18 protein-coding genes are annotated in these 19,948 nt (G+C 67.7%); 7 read left to right on the forward strand and 11 right to left on the reverse strand.

Annotated elements, in window-relative coordinates; genetic code table 11:
• Position 1 precedes the first annotated feature (1 nt).
• Complete coding sequence (locus ACUWEX_RS09130; protein WP_445996028.1) at positions 2-1,792, forward strand: family 43 glycosylhydrolase; 1,791 nt, start codon at positions 2-4, stop codon at positions 1,790-1,792.
• A gap of 129 nt (positions 1,793-1,921) precedes the next feature.
• Positions 1,922-2,890, forward strand: coding sequence for an acetylxylan esterase (locus ACUWEX_RS09135; protein WP_445996029.1), 969 nt, complete (start codon positions 1,922-1,924; stop codon positions 2,888-2,890).
• A gap of 4 nt (positions 2,891-2,894) precedes the next feature.
• Here ACUWEX_RS09135 and ACUWEX_RS09140 read toward each other — a convergent pair whose 3' ends face one another.
• The 3 genes from ACUWEX_RS09140 to ACUWEX_RS09150 form a co-directional block, all read right to left on the reverse strand.
• Positions 2,895-4,499 carry a DUF6923 family protein gene (locus tag ACUWEX_RS09140; protein WP_445996030.1) on the reverse strand — a complete coding sequence of 535 codons (1,605 nt, stop codon included), beginning with the start codon at positions 4,497-4,499 and terminating at the stop codon, positions 2,895-2,897.
• Positions 4,500-4,581: 82 nt separating this feature from the next.
• On the reverse strand, positions 4,582-6,297 hold the full coding sequence (locus tag ACUWEX_RS09145) for an AMP-binding protein (protein WP_445996031.1): 1,716 nt from the start codon (positions 6,295-6,297) through the stop codon (positions 4,582-4,584).
• Positions 6,298-6,384: 87 nt separating this feature from the next.
• Positions 6,385-6,840, reverse strand: coding sequence for a MarR family winged helix-turn-helix transcriptional regulator (locus ACUWEX_RS09150; protein ID WP_079727794.1), 456 nt, complete (start codon positions 6,838-6,840; stop codon positions 6,385-6,387).
• Positions 6,841-6,984: 144 nt separating this feature from the next.
• Here ACUWEX_RS09150 and ACUWEX_RS09155 point away from each other — a divergent pair, with 144 nt between their 5' ends.
• Positions 6,985-8,181: an MFS transporter gene (locus ACUWEX_RS09155; protein WP_445996032.1), complete on the forward strand. Its 1,197-nt coding sequence runs from the start codon at positions 6,985-6,987 to the stop codon at positions 8,179-8,181.
• A gap of 28 nt (positions 8,182-8,209) precedes the next feature.
• Here ACUWEX_RS09155 and ACUWEX_RS09160 read toward each other — a convergent pair whose 3' ends face one another.
• The gene (locus ACUWEX_RS09160) at positions 8,210-8,740 is read right to left on the reverse strand and encodes a hypothetical protein (protein WP_445996033.1); all 531 of its coding nucleotides are present in this window, start codon (positions 8,738-8,740) and stop codon (positions 8,210-8,212) included.
• A gap of 121 nt (positions 8,741-8,861) precedes the next feature.
• Between ACUWEX_RS09160 and ACUWEX_RS09165 the strand changes: the two genes are divergently transcribed.
• From ACUWEX_RS09165 to ACUWEX_RS09175, 3 genes are read left to right on the forward strand one after another with little or no spacing between them, the layout of a single operon-like run.
• Entirely contained in the window at positions 8,862-9,911 is a 1,050-nt protein-coding gene (locus ACUWEX_RS09165) for a M4 family metallopeptidase (RefSeq protein WP_079727796.1), read from the forward strand.
• Positions 9,904-10,269: a protealysin inhibitor emfourin gene (locus tag ACUWEX_RS09170; protein WP_079727797.1), complete on the forward strand. Its 366-nt coding sequence runs from the start codon at positions 9,904-9,906 to the stop codon at positions 10,267-10,269. Before ACUWEX_RS09165 ends, ACUWEX_RS09170 begins: the two co-directional genes overlap by 8 nt.
• 38 nt (positions 10,270-10,307) lie before the next feature.
• Positions 10,308-10,880: an MOSC domain-containing protein gene (locus tag ACUWEX_RS09175; protein ID WP_079727798.1), complete on the forward strand. Its 573-nt coding sequence runs from the start codon at positions 10,308-10,310 to the stop codon at positions 10,878-10,880.
• Here the strand turns inward: ACUWEX_RS09175 and ACUWEX_RS09180 are convergent.
• The 4 genes from ACUWEX_RS09180 to ACUWEX_RS09195 all read right to left on the reverse strand — a co-directional run bounded on the left by ACUWEX_RS09180 (position 10,877) and on the right by ACUWEX_RS09195 (position 14,951).
• Complete coding sequence (locus ACUWEX_RS09180; protein ID WP_445996034.1) at positions 10,877-12,148, reverse strand: APC family permease; 1,272 nt, start codon at positions 12,146-12,148, stop codon at positions 10,877-10,879. The genes ACUWEX_RS09175 and ACUWEX_RS09180 overlap by 4 nt on opposite strands.
• A gap of 212 nt (positions 12,149-12,360) precedes the next feature.
• Positions 12,361-13,863, reverse strand: a complete 1,503-nt coding sequence (locus ACUWEX_RS09185; RefSeq protein WP_445996035.1) for a glucose-6-phosphate dehydrogenase — start codon at positions 13,861-13,863, stop codon at positions 12,361-12,363.
• 180 nt (positions 13,864-14,043) lie between these two features.
• Complete coding sequence (locus tag ACUWEX_RS09190; RefSeq protein ID WP_079727801.1) at positions 14,044-14,556, reverse strand: mycothiol transferase; 513 nt, start codon at positions 14,554-14,556, stop codon at positions 14,044-14,046.
• Positions 14,553-14,951, reverse strand: a complete 399-nt coding sequence (locus tag ACUWEX_RS09195) for a ChaB family protein (protein ID WP_079727802.1) — start codon at positions 14,949-14,951, stop codon at positions 14,553-14,555. The genes ACUWEX_RS09190 and ACUWEX_RS09195 overlap by 4 nt, the downstream gene beginning before the upstream one ends.
• Before the next feature lie 259 nt (positions 14,952-15,210).
• Between ACUWEX_RS09195 and ACUWEX_RS09200 the strand changes: the two genes are divergently transcribed.
• Positions 15,211-15,627, forward strand: a complete 417-nt coding sequence (locus ACUWEX_RS09200) for a (deoxy)nucleoside triphosphate pyrophosphohydrolase (RefSeq protein ID WP_445996036.1) — start codon at positions 15,211-15,213, stop codon at positions 15,625-15,627.
• Here ACUWEX_RS09200 and ACUWEX_RS09205 read toward each other — a convergent pair.
• From ACUWEX_RS09205 to ACUWEX_RS09215, 3 genes are all read right to left on the reverse strand, one after another.
• Positions 15,624-16,943 (reverse strand): LLM class flavin-dependent oxidoreductase, encoded by a 1,320-nt coding sequence (locus ACUWEX_RS09205; RefSeq protein WP_445996037.1) that lies wholly within the window; start codon positions 16,941-16,943, stop codon positions 15,624-15,626. The two genes, ACUWEX_RS09200 and ACUWEX_RS09205, sit on opposite strands and share 4 nt — an antisense overlap.
• Positions 16,940-18,406, reverse strand: coding sequence for an O-acetylhomoserine aminocarboxypropyltransferase/cysteine synthase family protein (locus tag ACUWEX_RS09210; protein WP_445996038.1), 1,467 nt, complete (start codon positions 18,404-18,406; stop codon positions 16,940-16,942). Before ACUWEX_RS09210 ends, ACUWEX_RS09205 begins: the two co-directional genes overlap by 4 nt.
• Before the next feature lie 162 nt (positions 18,407-18,568).
• Positions 18,569-19,915, reverse strand: coding sequence for an MFS transporter (locus tag ACUWEX_RS09215; RefSeq protein WP_445996039.1), 1,347 nt, complete (start codon positions 19,913-19,915; stop codon positions 18,569-18,571).
• Between the last annotated feature and the right edge of the window lie 33 nt (positions 19,916-19,948).

Here is a 19,948-nt window from a genome sequence, read left to right on the forward strand (position 1 = left end):
CGTGACGGCGTTCACGAACCCGGTCCTCCCCGGCTGCCACCCCGACCCGAGCATCTGCCGGGTCGGGGAGGATTACTACCTCGTCACCTCGACGTTCGAATACTGGCCGGGGTTGCCGATCTTCCATAGCCGAGACCTCGTGACCTGGCAGCAGATCGGCCACGCCGTCGACCGCCCCGACCAGGTCGATCTGTCGACGGTCCCGTCGTCCGGCGGCCTCTTCGCGGCGACCATCCGCCACCACGACGGGCTGTTCTTCGTCGCCTGCACACTGGTGCACGGGCAGGGCCGTCGCGGAAACTTCGTGCTCACGGCATCCGACCCGGCGGGCCCCTGGTCGGACCCGTTCTGGCTCGACGACGCCCCGGGCATCGACCCGTCGCTGTTCTTCGACGATGACGGCCGCGCCTGGATGACCGGGACCCGGCTCGCCGACCCCGGGCTGTGGCCGGGGCAGACCGACGTGTGGTTGCGGCAGATGCGCATCGGGCGGCAACCCGACCCCGCGCAGACCCCTGCCGTCCGCTCGATCGATCTCGTCGGCGAGGAGTATCTGCTGTGGCGGGGAGCGCTTCACGGAGCGATCTGGGCCGAGGGGCCGCACCTGTACCGCAAAGACGGCCGCTACTACCTGGTCGCCGCGGAAGGCGGCACGGGGTTCGAGCACGCGGTCAGCGTCGCCGCTGCAGACTCCGTCACGGGCCCCTATCTCGGCAATCCGGCGAACCCTGTCCTCACCCACCGCCACCTGGGTCGCGGGTCTTCGATCACGGGCGTCGGCCACGCCGATCTGGTCGAACACACGGACGGCACCTGGTGGGCGGTCGTCCTCGGCAGCCGCTCGGTCGGTGAAACGGGTGCCGAGCCGCTCGGGCGCGAGGCGTTCCTCGTGCCGGTGGAGTGGCAGAACGGGTGGCCGGTATTCGCGCCGGGCACGGGACGGGTCACCGAGTCGATCGACGGGCCGCTCCTCCCCGGCAACGCCGTCGATGTCCGCATCGGTGTCCCAGCCGGCTCTCATGATGATGGCGCCGGTGGTGGTCTCCGACATGACGCCTGGTCGCTCGTGCGGACCACTCGCGAGCCCCGCGTCGAGTTCTTCGCCGACGATCCACGGCGATTCGACCTTCATCCCCGCCCGGTCTCGCTGTCGGATGTCGGTGCCCCGACCTTCGTCGGCCGGCGCCAGCAGCACCACCGTGCCGTCTTCCGTGCGTCGCTCACGCTATGGCGCGATACACGTGTGCGCGCGGGCCTCGCGGTGCGCCAGTCCGAGTCGGATTGGATCGCACTGTCGCTTCGTCCCCTCGCGGCCCGGCGTCCCGGCCCCGCCTCCGCCTCCGCCTCCGCCCCCGCCTCCGCCTCCGGGCAGGACCGGGTTTTCCAGGCCGAACTGCACACGTGCATCGCGGGAGTGGTGTCGGTTGTCCACGCCGTTGCGCTGTCGGCCCCGCCGGGCGAAGCTGACGCCGTCTGCGGCGTGGTCGTCTCGCTAGATGACGACCGATGCACCTTCTCGCTCGAACTCGGACCGAACACGACGACCAGCGATTCCGGCGCCTCCCGCCCGATCGACCGGTCCGACGGCGGGCGAGCATCGGGCGTCGTCACGGTGGGTGACGTGAACGGGGGCTTCCTCACCTCGCCGCACGCCGGAGGCTTCCTCGGAGTCTGGCTCGGCGCCTTCGCGGTATCCGCACACACCTCGGGCGATCGCGCGCCCGCGCCGGTGCGGGTCACGCGGGTGTCGTACGAACCGGGTGCCGAGCATCGGGCCCCCGCCCGCGCATGAGGCTCAGGCCGGACCCGCTCCCAGGCGATCGCTGAGCTCCGGACGAGAACATGCCGAGGTCCGCGTGGCGCGGTCCGCCCGCACCCGGAGCGCTCGATACTGATGTCTACCCCGACCCGAAGGAGCTTCATGTTCACCGACCTGTCCGAAGAGGACCTGTCATCCTACCGCAGCCGTCAAACTCTTCCCGACGACTTCGCGGAGTTCTGGGATCGCACGCTGGCCGATTCCCGCTCGCACGGGTCCTTCGTCGAGGTGACCCCGATCGATGCCGGCCTGTCGACGATCGATGTCTACGACGTCACGTTCTCGGGATACGGCGGCGACCCCATCCGAGGATGGCTGCGGGTTCCGGCCGGCGCATCCGGTCCGTTGCCGACGATCGTCCAGTATGTCGGCTACGGCGGCGGCCGCGGTCGCCCGTGGGCCGAGCTGTTCTGGGCGTCGGCGGGCTTCGCGCATTTCCAGATGGACACGCGCGGGCAGGGCGGCAACTGGTCGGTGGGCGATACGGCGGACGCATCGGGCAGTGCGGGACCGCAGTTCGCGGGTGTCATGACGCGCGGCATCCTCGATCGTGAGACCTACTACTACCGTCGATTGATCACCGATGCCGTGCTGGCGGTGGAGGCCGTGGCCGGAATGCCGCTCGTCGACGCCTCGCGCATCGCGGTGCGCGGCAACAGCCAGGGCGGGGCTCTGGCGATGGCCGCCTCGGCCTTATCGTCTCGGGTTCGCGCGTCGGCCTCGGTGGTGCCGTTCCTGTCCGATTTTCCGCGCGCGACCGTCATCACGGACGCGCTGCCCTTCCGCGAGATCGGTGAGTTCCTGAAGATCCACCGCGACAAGGCAGCCCAGGTGCACGAGACTCTGCGCTATTTCGACACGGTCAATTTCGCTCGCCTGTCCACGGTGCCCACCTACTTCGCGGCGGCATTGATGGATGCTGTGACCCCACCTTCGACCGTCTTCGCGGCGTTCCACGAACACCGCGGGCCGAAGGAGATGACCGTGTGGCCCTACAACGGCCACGAGGCCGGCGACGTGGACGAGCTCCCGCGCATGCTCGAATTCTTCCGGCGGGAGCTCGACCTCTAGGCGGCTACTCGTTCCGTCGCCGACGCAGGCGGCGCGCGATCACGAGCACGAGACCCGCCACGAGGAGCACTCCCCCGCCGATCATGACCGGCACGAGACCACCGGCACCCGTTTGAGGGAGCACCGGTGCGGGCGCCGCCATCGAGGGTGACGGCGCGGGCGGCGGCACCGGTGCGGAGACAGCCGGAGCGCTGCGCGTCGGAATCGGCGTCGGAGTGGGCGTGGGAGTCGGAGTCGGAGTCGGCGTGGGCGTGGGCGTGGGCGTCGGCGTCGGCGTCGGCGTCGGCGTCGGCGTCGGTGTGGGAGTCGGCGTCGGAGTCGGTGTCGGAGTCGGCGTGGGCGTCGGAGTCGGAGTCGGAGTCGGAGTCGGAGTCGGAGTCGGCGGTACGACGGCGCACGTCTCACTCGTGGAGGTGTTGTTTCCGTCGACCTGGTCGCGTTCGTTTCCGCTCACTCGGGCGGTGTTCTGAATGCATCCGGTCGTCGTTGCGGCCGTGTCGGCCGTGAGGGAGATGGCGGCTTGTGCTCCGGGTGCGAGCGCCGCCCCGGAGCAGGTGAGGGTGTGGCCGTCTACGGTGCACCCCGGACTCGTGGTGCTCACGTTCGTGAGCGTTTCGGGAACCGCGTCGGTGACGACGTATCCACTTGCTCTGGTCGTGCTGACGTTTTTCACCGTGAGTGTGTAGGCGATGGATTCGCCGGGCGTGTAGCTGGCCGCCGCGGTTTTGGTGATCTGGAGGTCGATCGGTGAGCCTGGTATGGCTGTGCCGTCGTTGCGTTCTGAGGCGGGGCCGGCAATTTTGCTGACGACTGTGACTGTGGGGGACGCCGCATCGGCGTCGGCGACGGAAACCTGCACGACCGTTCCGGTTTCGTTGTTCGAAAACCCGAGATTGCCGTTGCCGTAGGTCCAGGCGGCGCCGTGGGATCCCGCCTCGTCAACGGCGGAGAATCGCGTGACCGCACCGGTGGATGGCGTGATCCTGACGAGCGCGCCGGTCACGTTGACGCCCCAGAGGTGTGAGCCGGCGAAGGTGAAGTCGGCGACATCCAGGTCTGCGGCGAGGTCGATGATGCGGGTCCGGTTGCCGTTCGACAGGTCGATCACGTGCAGGCGGTTTGCACGTCCGCCTTCGATGTAGAGGTGACCGTCGGGCCCGATGGCTCCGCGCAGCGCGTTGGCGTGCACGGCCGTGCCGACGCGTGTGACGACGCCGCCTGACGCGATGCGCACCACAGATCCGGCAGGAATGCCGGGGCCTTGCTGCGACAGCACCCCGTAGATGTAGTTGTCCGCCGGGTTGAAGGCGATCGCGTTGTACGAGTAGCGGCTGGTGCCGCCCTCGGGCACGAAGTGGAGGGCCGAACTTCGCCCGTCGGATTCGGCGCGCAGCAGTTGTGTGGGCCGTCCTGGCGAGATGAAGATCGCGGCGGTCTCGGGGCTGAACGGGTCACCGTTTGCCGCGTGTGCAGCCTGCGGGTTGACGGCCGACCCGGCGCAGACCGTTCCGATCGCCAACGCACCTGCCAGGCTGATCACGGCAGCGCGCGTGCCCTTCTTCGACGAAGCTTCACGCGAGGCGCTGGGCGGTGCGAACATCCCGAACATGACGTACTCCTTCCGGCGCAGGTCATGACCTATGACGAGCCGCCGGTTAGCAATATATCAGGATGCTGGGATAGATCAACGCCTATGTCGAAGGTTTCGTGTCACCCTCTCGCCACTCGCGCGGGAGGCGTTCGCGGCGTTGTGCGGCCTGGACTTCCCGGTCCCTGAGTTCCACCCGGCGTATCTTTCCCGAGGCCGTTTTCGGGAGTTCGAAGAATTCGACCCGCCGCACCTTCATGTAGGGCGGCATGACCTCGGCCGCGTGTCGAAGAATTTCTCGGGCTGTCGCCTCATTCGGCGCCCACCCGTCCGCGAGGGCGACGTACGCCTTCGTCACGTTGAGCCGGATGTCGTCGGGGGCGCCGACGACCGCCGCCTCGGCGACTGCGTCGTGCTCGAGCAGGAGGCTCTCGACCTCGAACGGGGACACTTTGTAATCGGACGATTTGAAGATGTCGTCGGTGCGGCCGATGAAGGTGATGTAGCCCCGTTCGTCGCGCGAAGCGACGTCTCCCGTGTGGAAGTAGCCGTCAGCCATCGCCGTCGCGGTCTTCGCTTCGTCGCCGAGATAACCGGACATGAGGTTCACGGGTGCCACACTCAGGTCGATGCAGATCTCCCCTTCGTCGCCGGGTTCCCCCGTGAGCGGGTCGATCAGCGCGATGGTGACGCCGGGAAGCGGTGTGCCCATCGAACCGGCGACGAGCGCCGAGCCTGGCGGGTTCGCGATGATCGCGGTGGTCTCGGTTTGCCCATAGCCGTCACGAATGACGAGCCCCCACCATCTGCGGATGCGGCTGATCACCTCGGGGTTGAGAGGTTCACCCGCCGACAGGATTTCTCGCAAGGCCCCCGGCCGTTCGGTGATGTCGTTCTGAATGAGCATGCGCCAGACGGTGGGGGGTGCGCAGAACGTCGTCACGCGTGCTCGATCGAGCTGCGCGACGAGGGCTTTCGCGTCGAACCGCGAATAGTTGTAGACGAAGACCGTGGCCTCGGCGATCCACGGCGCGAAGAAACAGCTCCAGGCGTGCTTGCCCCACCCGGGTGACGAGATCGCGAGGTGCACGTCGCCCGGCTGCAGACCCAACCAGGACAGTGTGCTCAAATGGCCGACCGGGTAGGACGAGTGGGTGTGCACCACCATCTTCGGCTTGCTCGTGGTGCCCGAGGTGAAATAGATCAGGGCGGGGTCGTCGGACGACACCAGCACGCCGGGTGCGTCATCAGACGCACGATTGCTGTCGCCGTACGCAGACCACCCGTCGACCACATCGCCGACCGCGATCCGCCCGACCTCCGAGCGATCCGCCCGCGAGCGCAGGTGCGAGAACAGCGGCGCATCCGCGGCGTTGGCGATCACGTGGGACACATCCGCCCGATCGATACGATCGGCGAGCTCATCGGCCCCCAACACGGTCGACGTCGGCAGGATGACGGCACCGAGCTTCATGATGGCCAGCATCGTCTCCCACAGCTCGACCTGGTTGCCGAGCATGAGCATGACGTGGTCGCCCTGACGAACGCCTCGCTCCCGCATCCAGTTCGCCACCTGGTTGGAGCGACGGGACATCTCACGGAAGGACACTTTTGTCTCGCGGCCGTCTTCTTCGACGATCCAGAGGGCAACGCTGTCGTTCTCGAGGGCGATGGCGTCGAACCAATCGACGGCCCAGTTGAAGTGGGCCCCGACGTCGGGCCAGCGGAAGCGTTCGCGGGCGGCGGCGGCGTTCTCACGCTCGTCGAGAAGGATGTCGCGGGCGGCGAGGAACGATGCCGTGGCGGGTGTGGGACTCATCTGACTATTCTGCGGCCGGAGCGATACAGCTTGCGGAATATTCGTGCATCTGTGCAGAACATTCCGCTCGGCAGGCTATGGAGAACGTCAGGCCGACGGCACGGGGCTCAACGCGTGCAGGGCGTCGACGAGGGGCGCGAGCTCGGGGGCGTCCGTCGCCTCGGCGAGCGCCTGCTCGAGTGTGTGATCGTGCACCGGCCGCGCTTGATCGAAGATCTTGTGTCCCGCCGCGGTCAGTTCGGTGTACACGCCGCGCCGGTCGTCGAGGCACAGGACGCGCGTGAGCAACCCTCGGTCTTCCAGGCGGTTCACCAGACGCGTGGTGGCGCTGCTGCTGAGGGCCGCGGCCCGGCCGAGTTGCTGCATGCGCATGTGCCAGCCGTCCTGTCGGCTGAGCGCCTCGAGAACGGTGTATTCGACGACCGAGAGGTCGGCTTCGGCGTTCAGCGCCCGTTCGAGGTCCGCCTCGATGCGACCGTGTAGCGCGGCGAGCGTGCGCCACCCCTGGGCGCGCACCTCGACGGCGTCGTCTTCGATGCTCATGCGATGTCCTTCCCCTGACCGCGCGCGGTCGACACAAGTAGTTGCTTGCGCGGATACCTAGCGTGTGCAAGTATTTACCCCGCGCCTGCAAATAACAGCGTATGCGTCTGATCGGCGTAAGTACAGATCGTGGAGGTCACACCCGTGCCTATCGGACTCTTAGCTCTCGCCCTCGGCGGCTTCGGTATCGGTCTCACCGAGTTCGTCATTGCCGGCCTCCTGCCTCAGGTGGCTGCCGACTTCCAGGTCGACGAAGCGGCCGCGGGGTGGCTGATCTCCGGTTATGCACTTAGCGTTGCGGCCGGCGCCATCCTCCTGACGGCCGCCGTGACGAAGCTCCCCCGCAAGCAGGTGCTCCTCGGCCTCATGGTGCTGTTCATCATCGGCAACCTGGTGTCGGCCCTCGCCCCCACCTACTCGATCATGCTGCTCGGCCGCATCGTCGCGGCGCTCTGCCACGGAGCTTTCTTCGGCATCGGCTCGGTTGTCGCGGCCAACATGGTCGAGCCGCGCAAGCGCTCGGGCGCCATCGCCATCATGTTCACGGGTCTGACGCTGGCAAACGTGCTGGGTGTCCCCTTCGGAACCTTCCTCGGTCAGGCCGCGGGCTGGCGCTCCACCTTCTGGGCGATCACGGGCATCGGTGTCATCGCGCTGATCGGCATCATCGCCCTCGTGCCGGCGCCCCGGGGCGTCGCGACGGCGCAGACGAGCCTGCGCACAGAATTCAGCGCGTTCCGCTCGCGGCAGGTCTGGCTCTCTCTCATCGTCACCGTGCTGGGGTTCGGCGGCATGTTCGGCGCATTCACCTACATTGCGTTCATTCTCACCGAGGTGAGCGGGTTTGCGAGCGCGACGGTGCCGTGGCTCCTGATCCTGTTCGGCGTCGGCACCTTCCTCGGCAACATCCTGGGCGGCAAGGCGGCTGACCGCTCGCGCGACCGCACCATCACCGTTTTCCTCGCCGGCCTCAGCGTCGTTCTGACCGCCTTCGCGCTGCTCGCCGCGAACCCGGTCGCCACGGTCATCCTCCTGACCCTGATGGGTGGGTTCGGATTCGGCACGGTACCGGGGCTGCAAACCCGCATCATGCACTTCGCCGACCACGCCCCGACCCTCGCGTCGAGCTCGAACATCGCCGCCTTCAACGTGGGTAACGCGCTGGGTGCCTGGCTCGGTGGCATCACCATCACCGCCGGTCTCGGCTACACCTCTCCCCTGTGGGTGGGTGCCGCCCTGACGCTCGCCGCGCTGGTTGTCATGCTCATTGCATTGCGCCTGTCGACCTCGGCCGGCCGGATGTCGCGGGCCACCGCCTCTAAGACGGCAGCAGCCTCTTGACCCCTCGTCTCATCCGGCGGCGCGTTCCTCAGTTCGCGAGCGAGTGCGAGCGAATCGGCCCGAGCTGGCCGAGGGGCGCGTAGAAGCCCGTCCACCCGTAGTCGAAGAGCACACCCTGCAGCCCCACCTTGCTGTAACCATCGGCAGACTCGACCATCCCCTCCGAAGGAACGGCGAGGACGTGGGCAGCCTCCTCATCGGTGAGACCCAGTGTGATGGCCGACTGGCGAGCTCGCTCGGGCGAGGTGAAAGCCAAGAGCATGGGCTGCTCATCGACCACGACTGCGAGCGGCTGCACGTCGGCCATGGCGTCCATGTCACCGCGCGGGATGAAGAACCAGCGTTCCAGCGAGAAGACCTCCTTCCACAGAGCCGTTTGAGTGGCGATGTCGTCGACGCCGGCGTCTCGGGCGGCGTGAGCGAGCTCATCGATCTTTTCGCTATTGAGTCGTTCTGCCTCAGGGTCGCCCTGTTGCAGGAGGGGCAGCTCGGAGTCGGCGGGAGCCGACGCATTCTCGTCGTCGCGAGGGGTGCTGGATGCGTTGTTCGGGTCAGTCATCCTTCAACGCTAGCGGGCCTGTTCCGCCGATGACACCCCCGGAAAGTTCTTCACAGGCAGCGATTTCCGATCTTCTCCACAGGCCCTCGACGCCGTCGGAGGCGCCGCGTATGGTCACCCCATGACCTACTCAATCGTTCCGCCCTACCTCCTCAACCGTCTCGCCACGGCCGACGACGATCGCGTCTCACGCGCGTCCGCCGCGGCCCGTCGTTCCCTCCTCGTCGACCCGCCCCTGCGCCACGAACGAGCTCATCTCACCGCCTCCCGTCCGACCGCTGCGGGCACCCGCGTGGCCGACAGCCGTGTGAACAGAACGATCTTCGACGCCCAGGGTCAGGAGACTCTCCCGGGCGTCACCGTCCGACGAGAAACGGATGCCGCCACTGACGACATCGCGGTCACCGAGGCGTTCGACGGGCTCGGCGCCACTCACGCGCTCTTCCTCGACGTCTTCGGTCGCAGCTCCATCGACGATCGCGGCCTCCCGCTGCTGGCAACGGTCCACTACGGCGACGAATACGACAACGCCTTCTGGGAGGGCAGCCGCATGGTGTTCGGCGACGGCGATGGCGAGGTATTCAACCGGTTCACGGCGTCGCTCTCGGTCATCGGCCACGAGCTCGCGCACGGCGTCACGCAGTACACGTCAGCGCTCGAATACGAGGGCCAATCCGGCGCTCTCAACGAGAGCATCTCCGACGTCTTCGGGGCGCTCGTCGAGCAATACGATCGAGGCCAGATGGCTGGTGAAGCGAGCTGGCTGATCGGAGAGGGCCTGTTCACGCCGGCCGTCAGTGGCCGCGCCCTGCGCAACATGCTCGAACCGGGCACAGCCTACGACGACGATGTGCTCGGCCGGGACCCGCAGCCCGCCCGCATGTCCGACTACGTCGACACGGAGGACGACAACGGGGGCGTGCACCTGAACTCCGGCATTCCGAACCGCGCGTTCGCGGTCGCCGCGACCACCCTCGGCGGCCCGGCTTGGAACGGCGTCGGTCTCGTCTGGTACGACGCCATCCGAGGCGACATCAGTCCCCGAGCGACATTCGCTGAATTCGCCGACTTAACGATCGCATCGGCCGCGGCGCGGTTCGGCGACGGCTCCCCCGAACATGTGGCCGTCGAGGACGCCTGGCAGACTGTGGGAGTGACGACCCATGAGTGACATCGAGCCGGCCAGCACGTTACGCATCACGGTGACGCGCTCTGGAGGCGTCGCCGGGCTCAGCCCGCGGTGGACGGTCGAAGCGCAGGAGGAGCCCGACGTCGCCGAGTGGCTCGCGCTCGTCGACTCCTGCCCGTGGGACGACGAAGACGCCGACGATGACGCGGGAGCCGACCGCTTCGTCTACACGATTCGCGTGCTGGTACATCCTTCCGAGACCAGTAGCGATGAGCCTCCGGTCCACGAAGGACGCCAAACGGCGACGGCCGAGGAGCGAGGCGCACGAATCCCCGAGAAGAAGCTCGACGGGCCGTGGCGCGAACTCGTCGATCGGGTGAAGGACACCTCGAAGCGGTGACGGCTGCGGCCGGATCACCCGTCGATTAGCCTGAACAGGTGTCACCCGACCTCCCCTTCCGCACCGAGATCCTCATCGAATGGTTCGTCGTCTCGCCGATCCACCGCTACGAGGGCCGGCCGGCCGACGGCCCCGTGCCGCTCGACGAATCGGTCGATGAAACTCCTGATGTCATAGCCGTCGTGGCCGGTTTGGGCATCAAGGGCGACAGATTCTTCGGCCGTGCGGCTCACCGAACGGCCGCGGTCACCCTCTTCGCCGCCGAAACACTCGAGCATCTCGAAGCAGTGCTCGCCTGCGGGCCGCTCGACCCGGTGGCGACGAGGCGCAACATCATCCTCCGCGGCGCAGACATCGACCTCCTGACGCGCCAGCCGTTCAGCATCGACTCGGGCGATGGGCCCGTTCACTTCGACGGGCAACGGCCCGCCTCTCCATGCGGCTGGATGAACACCGTGCTTGCACCGGGTGCACACACAGCGATGCGCGGCCGGGGCGGCATCCGCAGCACACCGACGACGACCGGAACGCTGCGGCTCGGGCGGGCGGTCCTTGCGAGCGCTATTGCCGTTCCCTTACCGGTCGCACCCGACACGAGCACGCTCTTCTAATCGGTAGGTGCCCCGCGCAGGCGGACAGCACGGTACACGGCCCCCACCGCGAAGACCGCGACGCCCGTCACGATCGCGCTGACGGGCAACGTTACGACGAGCACCACGCAGAGCGCCGCGCCGAGCGTGGGACTCAGGCGTCCGAAGCGGCGCTCCGACGCATCCTGATGCCAGGCCGAGATATTCGCGATGACGTAATACACGAGCACACCGAACGAGGAAAACGCGATCACGCCCCGCAGATCGGTGATCGAGACGAGGAGGACGAGCACAAGACCGACGGTCGCCTCTGCGCGGTGAGGGGTCGAGAACCGGGGATGCACCGCAGACAGCCACGCCGGAAGATCGCCGCCGCGAGACATCGCCAGAACCGTACGGCTGACCCCGGCGACCAGCGCCAGGAGGGCGCCGAGAGAAGCAGCGGCAGCGCCTGCCCGCACGAACCACTCCACCCACGGCCACCCGGACGACGCGGCCAAGGCAACAACCGGAGAAGCACTCCCCGCCACGGCGGAGGAACCGAGCACCGATAACAAGACCACAGCGACCACGGCATATACCCCGACGCACACGGCGAGCGCCACGATGATCGCCCTCGGAATGGTGCGCGCCGGGTCACGCACCTCTTCGCCGAGAGTGGCGACCCGGGCGTAGCCCGCGAAGGCGAAGAAGAGGAGGCCGGCGGACTGAAGAATTCCGTAGGCGCCGCCCGACCAGAGCGAGCCGTCGGATACAAAGCCGGCCAGCTGCGACGCCGAGCCGCCAGCAGCCGAGATGCCGCCGGCCACGGCGACTGCTATCGCGGCCAGGACGAAGACGACGATGATCTGGGTGGCCCGCGCGGTGCGGGTGACACCCGCGATGTTGATGAGGGTGATCGCTGCAACCGCCGCGACCGCGACGGGGCGCAGCCACCCTGCCGGGGAGACGGCTGCGGCGAAGGTCAGGGCCATGGCCGCGCAACTCGCCGTCTTGCCGATGACGAAGCCCCAGCCCGCGATGAAGCCCCACCACTCACCGAGCACACGGCGTCCATACACGTACGTGCCGCCTGACTGCGGCATCGCGGCGGCCAATTGGGCCGTCGACAGAGCGTTGAACGTGGCGACCAGGGCAGCGACCGCGAGGCCGATGAGAAGGCCATTGCCCGCCGCGCGTGCCGCCGGAGAAAAAGCCGCGAAGAGTCCCGCGCCGATCATCGAACCGAGGCCGAGGAAAATCGCAGTCGTGAGCGACAACCTGCGAGCCAGGGCGGGATGAGAGGTCACCCGCTGAACGATAGCCGGTCGGGGTGAACACGGAACATCCGAATGCAGAGGCACGGGGGCTCGACGGAGAGCCGCAGCCATGATGCTGAAGAAGCACGGCCCGAGCGCGCGGCCGCCTCCGGCGGGTACTGCTCAGACGCAGACAGCCGGGCTCGGAACATGTCCCGTTGCCCGGCTGCCTGCGCCGCGTCGCGAGCGGCGGAGTGACGCGTCTAGTTCTCGGCGGAGTCGTTCAGGTCGGTGTCGGCATCCGCGGCATCCGCTTCGCCCTCGCCATCGAGCGGGCCATCCTCATTGTGCGTGTCGCCCAGCAACCAACCGTCCGGTGCCGCGAGCGCAGCGGCGGCCGCGGGACCCCACGAGCCGCGCTCATAGGGCTGGATCTGGGGCGGGTTGTCGAGCAACGGCCCGATGACCTCCCACGTGTGCTCCAAGCCATCCGGTCGGGTGAAGAGCGAACGGTCGCCCTCGATGATGTCGTTGATCAACTTCACATAGGGGGGCAGCGGATCGGCATCCTCGACCGCGGACAAAGGAAGCCGGGCGATGTCGGTCGCCAATTCGAACTCGGCACCCGGTCGCTTCACGACCACGCGCATGTCGATCGAGCCCGAACCCTCGAGATCGAACGTGAGCACATTGCCGAGCACCGGGGTGTCGTGACTCAACGGACCCGTGTGCGGCTTCTCGAAGATCACGCTGATGCGCTGACCCCCGCGAGCCAGCTGCTTGCCCGTGCGCAAGAGGAACGGCACGTCGCGCCAACGGTCCGTGTCGATAAAGAGCTTCGCGGCGACGAACGTGTCCATCGTCGAATCATCCGCAACACCCTCGGTGTCGGTGTAACCCTCGAACTGGCCGAAAACGGCGTCATCGGGCGAGATGGGCCGGAACGCCGCGATGATGGCGTTGCGAGCATCCTGCATGTCGTCCGCCTTCATCGACAGCGGCGGCTCGAGAGCGATCTCCGCCGCCAACTGGAAGAGGTGCGTGACGATCATGTCGAGCAGGGCGCCCGTCTCGTCATAGAACTCGGCGCGGTCCGCGATGTCGAGCGTTTCGGGCACGTCGATCTGCACCGCGCGGATGTGGTCACGGTTCCAGACGTCACCGAACACCGAGTTGCCGAAACGAAGAGTATGGATGTTCTGCGTCGCCTCCTTGCCGAGGAAGTGATCGATGCGGAACACCTGCTTCTCATCGAGAACCTTCTGCACCGCCTCGTTCAGCTTGCGGAAGTTGTCGGGCGACGTGCCATACGGCTTCTCGTAAACCACGCGGGAACCCTCGGCGAGACCGTGCTCGCCCAGACCCTCGGTGATCGAGATGAACGCGCTCGGCGGAATCGCCAGATAGTGGATGAGCTGAGCACCCTCCCCCAGGTCGGACTTCGCCTCGCCGATGACATCCAGCAAGCTGCCCGGGTTCGACGCGTCGAAACCGCCACCCGCGAAACGCAGGTTCTTCGAGAACTCGTCCCACGGGCCGTCCTCGGGCTTCGGCCCGAACTCCGTCAACACATCGAACACGTGCTGCGTGAAGTCCTCATGCGACACGTCGCCGCGACCGTTCCCGATCAAGCGCCACTGCTTCGGCAGCAGACCGTGCTGCGCCAATTGGAAGAACGCCGGAAGAACCATGCGCTTCGCCAGATCGCCCGTCGCCCCGAACAGGACGAAGACCGCCGCATCCGAACCCGAAGTCTTTTCAGCCATATGTGTCGCACTCCTCAAATTGTTGGATGCCGTCATCCCATGTTTGCACCCGGTCCTGAACGGCGCTCACGGGTTGACACCCTGCGGGACGGCGCCTAGGTGGGCGGTAGATTACCCAGCTGCCCAATCGCCCGGTCGGGCGGTCAGTCACTGAGCATCGGCCCGTTAGACGGGAACGCGTTACACCGAGCCCAGCAGGCCCTTTACGTAAGCCGCCTGACCCACGTGCTGCAGGTCGTCGGCAATCACGCTGACGAGGCGGCTGGCCAACGTCACAGGAGGGTTCCAGCGGGTGTCGACCACGCGGTCGAGGTCGGTCTCGGTGAGCGACCGCACGTATTCGACCGTTCGCTCGTGCACCGCGTGGTGGTAGTCGAGCAGTTGGTCGGCCGTGACACCGGTCACGAGCGACACCTGCGCCGGATCCATTCCGTAACCCGTCGCGACATCGGCGAAGGGAAGCTTGAAACTGTCGGCGAACCCCTGAGTCATCCACACCTGCTCCGACCCGGCCGCATCCGCGACGTGGTCGTCCTGCACGCGGGTGAGGTGCCACAGCAGCCACACGATCGGGTTGGCACCCGGCGCCGGGGTGAACTGCAGGTGCTCCTCGGTCAAACCGGTCGCCACTGTATCGAACGTGCCGCGCACGCGGTCGAAACCGTCGCAGATGATCTCGCTGGATGTCGTCATGAACGGGCCTTTCGGGTTTCGCGGGCATTGGCTTTCTTGATGGCCTCGACCAGTTCATCTTTGTTCATGGACGAACGACCCGAGATGTCGAGCTTCTTCGCGACGCCGAGCAGATGCTCCTTCGTCGCATTCGCGTCGACACCCTCCTGCGTCTTCTTCTCGCTGCGGCCGGCGCCGCCCTCGGCCTGTGCGTCGGAGGGGCCGCTCGACTCCTTCTTCTCCCAGTGGTCGCCCACCTTCTCGTACTCGTGCTTCAGCGCGGCAAAAGCGGTGCGGTGCGCACGCTCACCCTCGCCGTACTCCTGCACCGCAGAATCGTGGGCCTTCGACCAGATGGCCTGGGCATGCTTCGGCGAGCGCTCGAGCGTCGACGGCAATTCCTCTGAAGCGGGCATCGGATGCTCCTTTCCACAACTGTCCCCCGGCAACGGTACGCCGCCGCCGCCGCCCCATGCAGCCCTTTGAACGGATGATGCGAAAGGAGTACGGTGCTCCGCTGGGCGGCAGTTACCCGGGCGGCTCCGGCGAAACGGCCCCAAGCAACGCGGGCGCGCCACTCGGTCAGGCGACCACTCGGTCAGGCACGTCGGGCGCGCCACTCAGCCGGGGCGCGCCACTCGGCCGGGCGACCACGCACGGCATAGCCTCTCTGACGTGACCTCGAACACCGAAACCCCCGCCGCCATCCGTGTCGTCGCCGCCGTCCTGCGCCGCGGAGACGAGATCCTCGCCTGCCGCCGGCGCCCGGGCATCTCGTCGGCCGGCCTGTGGGAGTTCCCGGGCGGCAAGGTAGAGCCCGGCGAAACACCCGAAGCCGCGCTGGCTCGCGAGATCCGCGAAGAGCTCGGCATCGACATCCGTGTCGGCGGCCTCATCGATCGTTCGACGACGGCCCTCGACTCGGGCCGACTCATCGATCTCGCCTGCTACGACGCGCTCGCCGAAACCCTGCCGACGCAGAGCCTCGACCACGACGAGTTGCGTTGGCTCCTGCCCCAGGACCTCGGCTCCCTCACCTGGGCCGCGCCCGACCTGCCCACTGTGGCCATCCTCAGCGCACCGCGCCGCTAGAAGTCGCGCAGGTTGCCGCGCAGGCCGCCGTTGCCGAACGACGTGCGCAAGATGCCGCGCCGCCGCAGGATCGGCACCAGCTCGTCGAGCATGCGGTGGATCGTCACGGGGTGCAGATCGCCCGAGAAGATGAACCCGTCGTTATCGGCCTCGTCACCGATCTGCTCGATGAAGTCGGCGATCTCGTCGGCCGTGCCCACGAAGCCCTCGCGTGACGAGATGCGGCCGAGCCGGGCCTTGGCGGTCAACAGCTCGCGCAGGGTCGTCGACGCGAAGCTGTCGGCCTTGCCGAGCAGCCCCTTGATGCTGCCGCGCGACACGTGGTCGCCGAAGATCGCCTCGTCGACGGGGCGGTCGAGGTCGAGCTTCGTGAGGTCGGTTTCGAGGTCACTCGACTGCCCGGCGGCCACCTGCAGCAGCGTGGCGTCGTCGGGGTGTGCCGATGCTTGAACGAGTCGGTCAGCCTCCTCCGTGCTCGCCACGATGATGGGCTTGAACACGAACAGGATGTCAATATCGGCGGCGGTTCGCCCGTGCGCCGTCGCGGCATCCAACACTTTGGCCCGGTAGGCGCGAATCGTGTCGACATCGAGCGATGCGAGGGCCAGTTGCACCTCGGACTGTTCGCCCGCGAAGTTGAGCCCGCGCGGCGAACCGCCCGGCGACACGACGACCGGGTCCCCGCCGGCGAAGGGCAGGGCGTTCAGCGGACCATCGAACGAGTAATTGGCACCGCGGTGCTGCACCGCATCGAGTCGGGTCCCGTCGGCGAAACGGCCCGTCGCGGCATCCGCGATCAGGGCGTCATCACCCCAGCTGTGCCACAGGCGTCGGATGCTCGTGAGCCACTCCTCGGCCCGGTCGTAGGCCGCATCGTGCGACACGGGTTCGACACCGAAGTGCCGGCTCGACCCCACGTCGGTGACCACATTGATGCCGAAGCGGTTCGAGCTCAGGTGCTGCAACGTGGCGAACTGCCGGGCCGCCTGGTAGGGCGAATACGCCAGCGGGTTCACGGTCGGCGCGATGCCGATATGCGAGGTCACGTCGAAGAGGTAGGGCGCGAGCATCAGCGGGTCGTGCTTCGGCCCGCCATAGGCGCTGCGGATGCGCAGGTCGAGCGTGTCGGCATTGCCGAGGGACAGGGCATCCTCGATGATCACGAGGTCGAAGCCCGCCTGCTCGAGATCGCGGATGGACTGCTGGTAGAGCTGCGGCTCATACCAGGGGTAGTTCCACTCGTAATAGGGATGACCCCACCCGTGCGGGCCGAAGCCGCGGGACAGGAACCAGCCGAAGTGTTGCGCTTTCGTCATGCGAGGTGTCCGATCGGGTCGAGCGCGGCAGGGGCCGACGTGTCGAGGGCGGCTCCGTCACCGGGAGCGGCACCAGCACCAGCACCAGCCCCGGAACCACCAGCAGCAGCACCAGCACCAGCACCGTCAACGGCACCGGCACCGGCGGCGGCCGCTGCCCGGAGGGCTCGCTCCAGATCGGCCAGCAGGTCGGCCTCGTCCTCGATGCCGATCGACAGACGCAACAGGCCCGGCCACACACCGGCCGCCCGTCGCTCGTCTTCGGTGCGCGCCGCGTGCGACGTCGAGGCCGGATGGATGACGAGCGAACGCACATCGCCGAGGTGAGTCATCCTCGTGAAGATCTGGACGGCGTCGAAGAAGGCGCGCGCCGCCTCGACTCCCCCGCGCAGCGTGAACGAGAACACCGAGCCCTGCCCGCGCGGCAGATACCGCTCGGCCAGCGCGTGATACGGGCTCGACTCCAGGCCCGAGTAGTCGACCGAGTGCACCTCGGGTCGCTGCTCCAACCACCGGGCGACGGCCAGAGCGTTGCGCGACTGCCGTTCCACGCGCAGCGACAGCGTCTCGACCCCCTGCTGGATGAGGAACGCGTTCAGCGGCGACGGTGTCGGGCCGAAACGGGCCGCCACGACATCCTTGGCGTAGACGAAGTAGGCGTCGGGCCCGAAACGTTCGACGAACGACAGCCCGCCAAGCGACCGCGACGGTTCGTTGAGGTGCGGAAAACGTGCGGCATCGGCCCAGTCGAAGGTGCCCGCGTCGACGATGACGCCGCCCAGCACCGACCCGTGCCCGGCCAAGAACTTGCTCGCCGAGTGGATGACGATGTCGGCCCCGTGCTCGATCGGCCGCTGCAGATAGGGCGTCGCGAACGTGTTGTCGACCACCAACGGAATGCCGTTGCGATGCGCGACCGCCGCGACCAACTCGATGTCGACCAGATCATTCTTCGGGTTCGGAATCGACTCGACGAACACCGCCCTCGTGTTCGGCCGGATCGCCGCCTGCCACGCCCCCGCGTCGTTCGCGTCGTCGACGAACCCGGCCTCGATGCCCAGCCGCCCGAAGTTCTCGACGAGCAACCCGCGAGACCCCTCATACAGGCTGGATGCCGCCAGCACATGATCCCCCGCCTGCAACAGTCCCAACAGCGCCACGGATGCCGCAGCCTGCCCACTGCCCACGAGCAACGCGTTGCGCCCCCGCTCGAGCACCGCCAGGCGGCGCTCGACAGAAGCCGTCGTCGGATTGCCCGTGCGCGTGTAGGAGTACCCGTCGCCGGAACCCGTCGCGCCGTCGAAGCGGTCCGCGGCCTGCTCGAAATCGTCGAAGACGAAGCCCGCGCTCAAATAGATGGGCGTCGCTCGAGCGTGGAAGCCGTCGCCATCCGTGCCGACGCCGCCGTGCAATTGCTGCGTGCTGAATCCCAGCTCGGGTTCCCGCGTATCGAGGGGTGCCATGGCGCCGCTCCTTCCGTCTGCCAACCGGAGGTTCGGGGCATCCGGTGCGTTGTCACAGACTCGCACGCGCTCGCCGCGGCCGCGCGAATGCGAACCACTGTTACGAAACGGGCGCCCCGCTTGCGGCGTCCGACAACGCGCGCGGCGCCGGAGCAGGAGTCGCTACGACGCGGCGACCGGCTTCACGCGGTCGGACGGCATGCGCAGGGCGAAGAGCGCAGCCGCCGCCATGATGACGAACGCCGAGGCAAACGCCGCCGGGAAGGAGTACAGGTCGAGCAGCAGGCCGGCCACGAGGGGTCCGGCGATGGCTCCCGCATCCGAGAATGCCTGGAAGAGGGCCACCGGTTTGCCGCCGCGCGCACCGGCCGCGTCGCCCACGGCTGCGGCGGGCGCCGTGCCCATGAACGCGGCCGCGACGCCATAGACGCACAGCAGCACGATGAGCACCCACAGCGACGTCACGAACGGGATCGCCATCATGGTGACGGCCCCCACCGCGAAGGCGCCGACGATGGCCGGTTTGCGGCCGACGGTGTCGACGAAACGCCCGGCCGGCGCCAGCGCGATGGTCTGCGCGACGGCCGCGACCGCGAACGCGATGCCCGTCCACGCGGGCTCCTGATGCAGCGCCTCGACGACGAGCACGGGGATCAACGCCCCGCGCACACCCATGGCCGACCAGCCCTGCGCCAGGTTCGAGAGGCACGCCACCTGGAAACGGCGGTCGCGGATGACCCGGCCCAACGGGATGACCTCGGCCGCGGCATCCACCTCGGCCCGTTTGCGACCGCTCAAGAGGAACAAGCCCACCAGGCCCGCGATGGCGAGCGTCACGGCGTAGAAGAAGAAGGGTGCGGTGAGCGACACCGTGGCGAGCAGGCCACCGACCGCGGGCCCCGCCATACCGCCGATGAGGAACCCGCCCTGATAGAAACCGACGGCGCGGCCCCGCAACTTCGGCGACGTGGATGACAGCAGCAACGTCATGGACGCGACCGAGAACATGGCCGAGCCGATGCCCCCGGCGCCGCGCAGCAGCAGCACCTGCGGGTAGGTGTGCGCCAGCCCGACCAGCCCCGACGACAGGGCCACGATGCCGATGCCGATCGCGAGGATGGTGCGCTCGCCCGCCCAATCCATGAGCTTGCCGACGAACGGGTTGGCCACGAGACGCATGACCGCGAACGCCGAGACGACAGCGCCCACCTCGACATAACCGACACCGAACGAGCGCACGTAGACGGGCAACACGGGAACGACGACGCCGAAACCGACCATCACGAAGAAGGCGACCACGCCGAGCACGAGCACATCGCGCGGCAGCTTCTCGCGCGACACCTTTCCGGGCTTCGAGCGCGGGCCGGATGTCGCGCCAGAGGTCGCTCCCGGCAGAGCGCTCGATTCGCCCGTCACGTCGACGAGCTCGGCTCCCACGCCCGGCTGTCCAGCGGCTTCGGACCGGTCCCGTCGAGAGAAAACGCGGGCGAGGTCGGAGAAGCGTGGCACGCTCTCAGATTACGTCAGCGCCGGGCCCGCGTC

The organism is Okibacterium fritillariae (assembly GCF_052783725.1).

Coding starts and splice junctions, on each gene's coding strand:
- ACUWEX_RS09135 (WP_445996029.1), top strand. CDS start 1,922: ATGTTCACCGACCTGTCCGAAGAGGACCTGTCATCCTACCGCAGCCGT.
- ACUWEX_RS09140 (WP_445996030.1), bottom strand. CDS start 4,499: ATGTTCGGGATGTTCGCACCGCCCAGCGCCTCGCGTGAAGCTTCGTCG.
- ACUWEX_RS09145 (WP_445996031.1), bottom strand. CDS start 6,297: ATGAGTCCCACACCCGCCACGGCATCGTTCCTCGCCGCCCGCGACATC.
- ACUWEX_RS09150 (WP_079727794.1), bottom strand. CDS start 6,840: ATGAGCATCGAAGACGACGCCGTCGAGGTGCGCGCCCAGGGGTGGCGC.
- ACUWEX_RS09160 (WP_445996033.1), bottom strand. CDS start 8,740: ATGACTGACCCGAACAACGCATCCAGCACCCCTCGCGACGACGAGAAT.
- ACUWEX_RS09165 (WP_079727796.1), top strand. CDS start 8,862: ATGACCTACTCAATCGTTCCGCCCTACCTCCTCAACCGTCTCGCCACG.
- ACUWEX_RS09170 (WP_079727797.1), top strand. CDS start 9,904: ATGAGTGACATCGAGCCGGCCAGCACGTTACGCATCACGGTGACGCGC.
- ACUWEX_RS09185 (WP_445996035.1), bottom strand. CDS start 13,863: ATGGCTGAAAAGACTTCGGGTTCGGATGCGGCGGTCTTCGTCCTGTTC.
- ACUWEX_RS09190 (WP_079727801.1), bottom strand. CDS start 14,556: ATGACGACATCCAGCGAGATCATCTGCGACGGTTTCGACCGCGTGCGC.
- ACUWEX_RS09195 (WP_079727802.1), bottom strand. CDS start 14,951: ATGCCCGCTTCAGAGGAATTGCCGTCGACGCTCGAGCGCTCGCCGAAG.
- ACUWEX_RS09205 (WP_445996037.1), bottom strand. CDS start 16,943: ATGACGAAAGCGCAACACTTCGGCTGGTTCCTGTCCCGCGGCTTCGGC.
- ACUWEX_RS09210 (WP_445996038.1), bottom strand. CDS start 18,406: ATGGCACCCCTCGATACGCGGGAACCCGAGCTGGGATTCAGCACGCAG.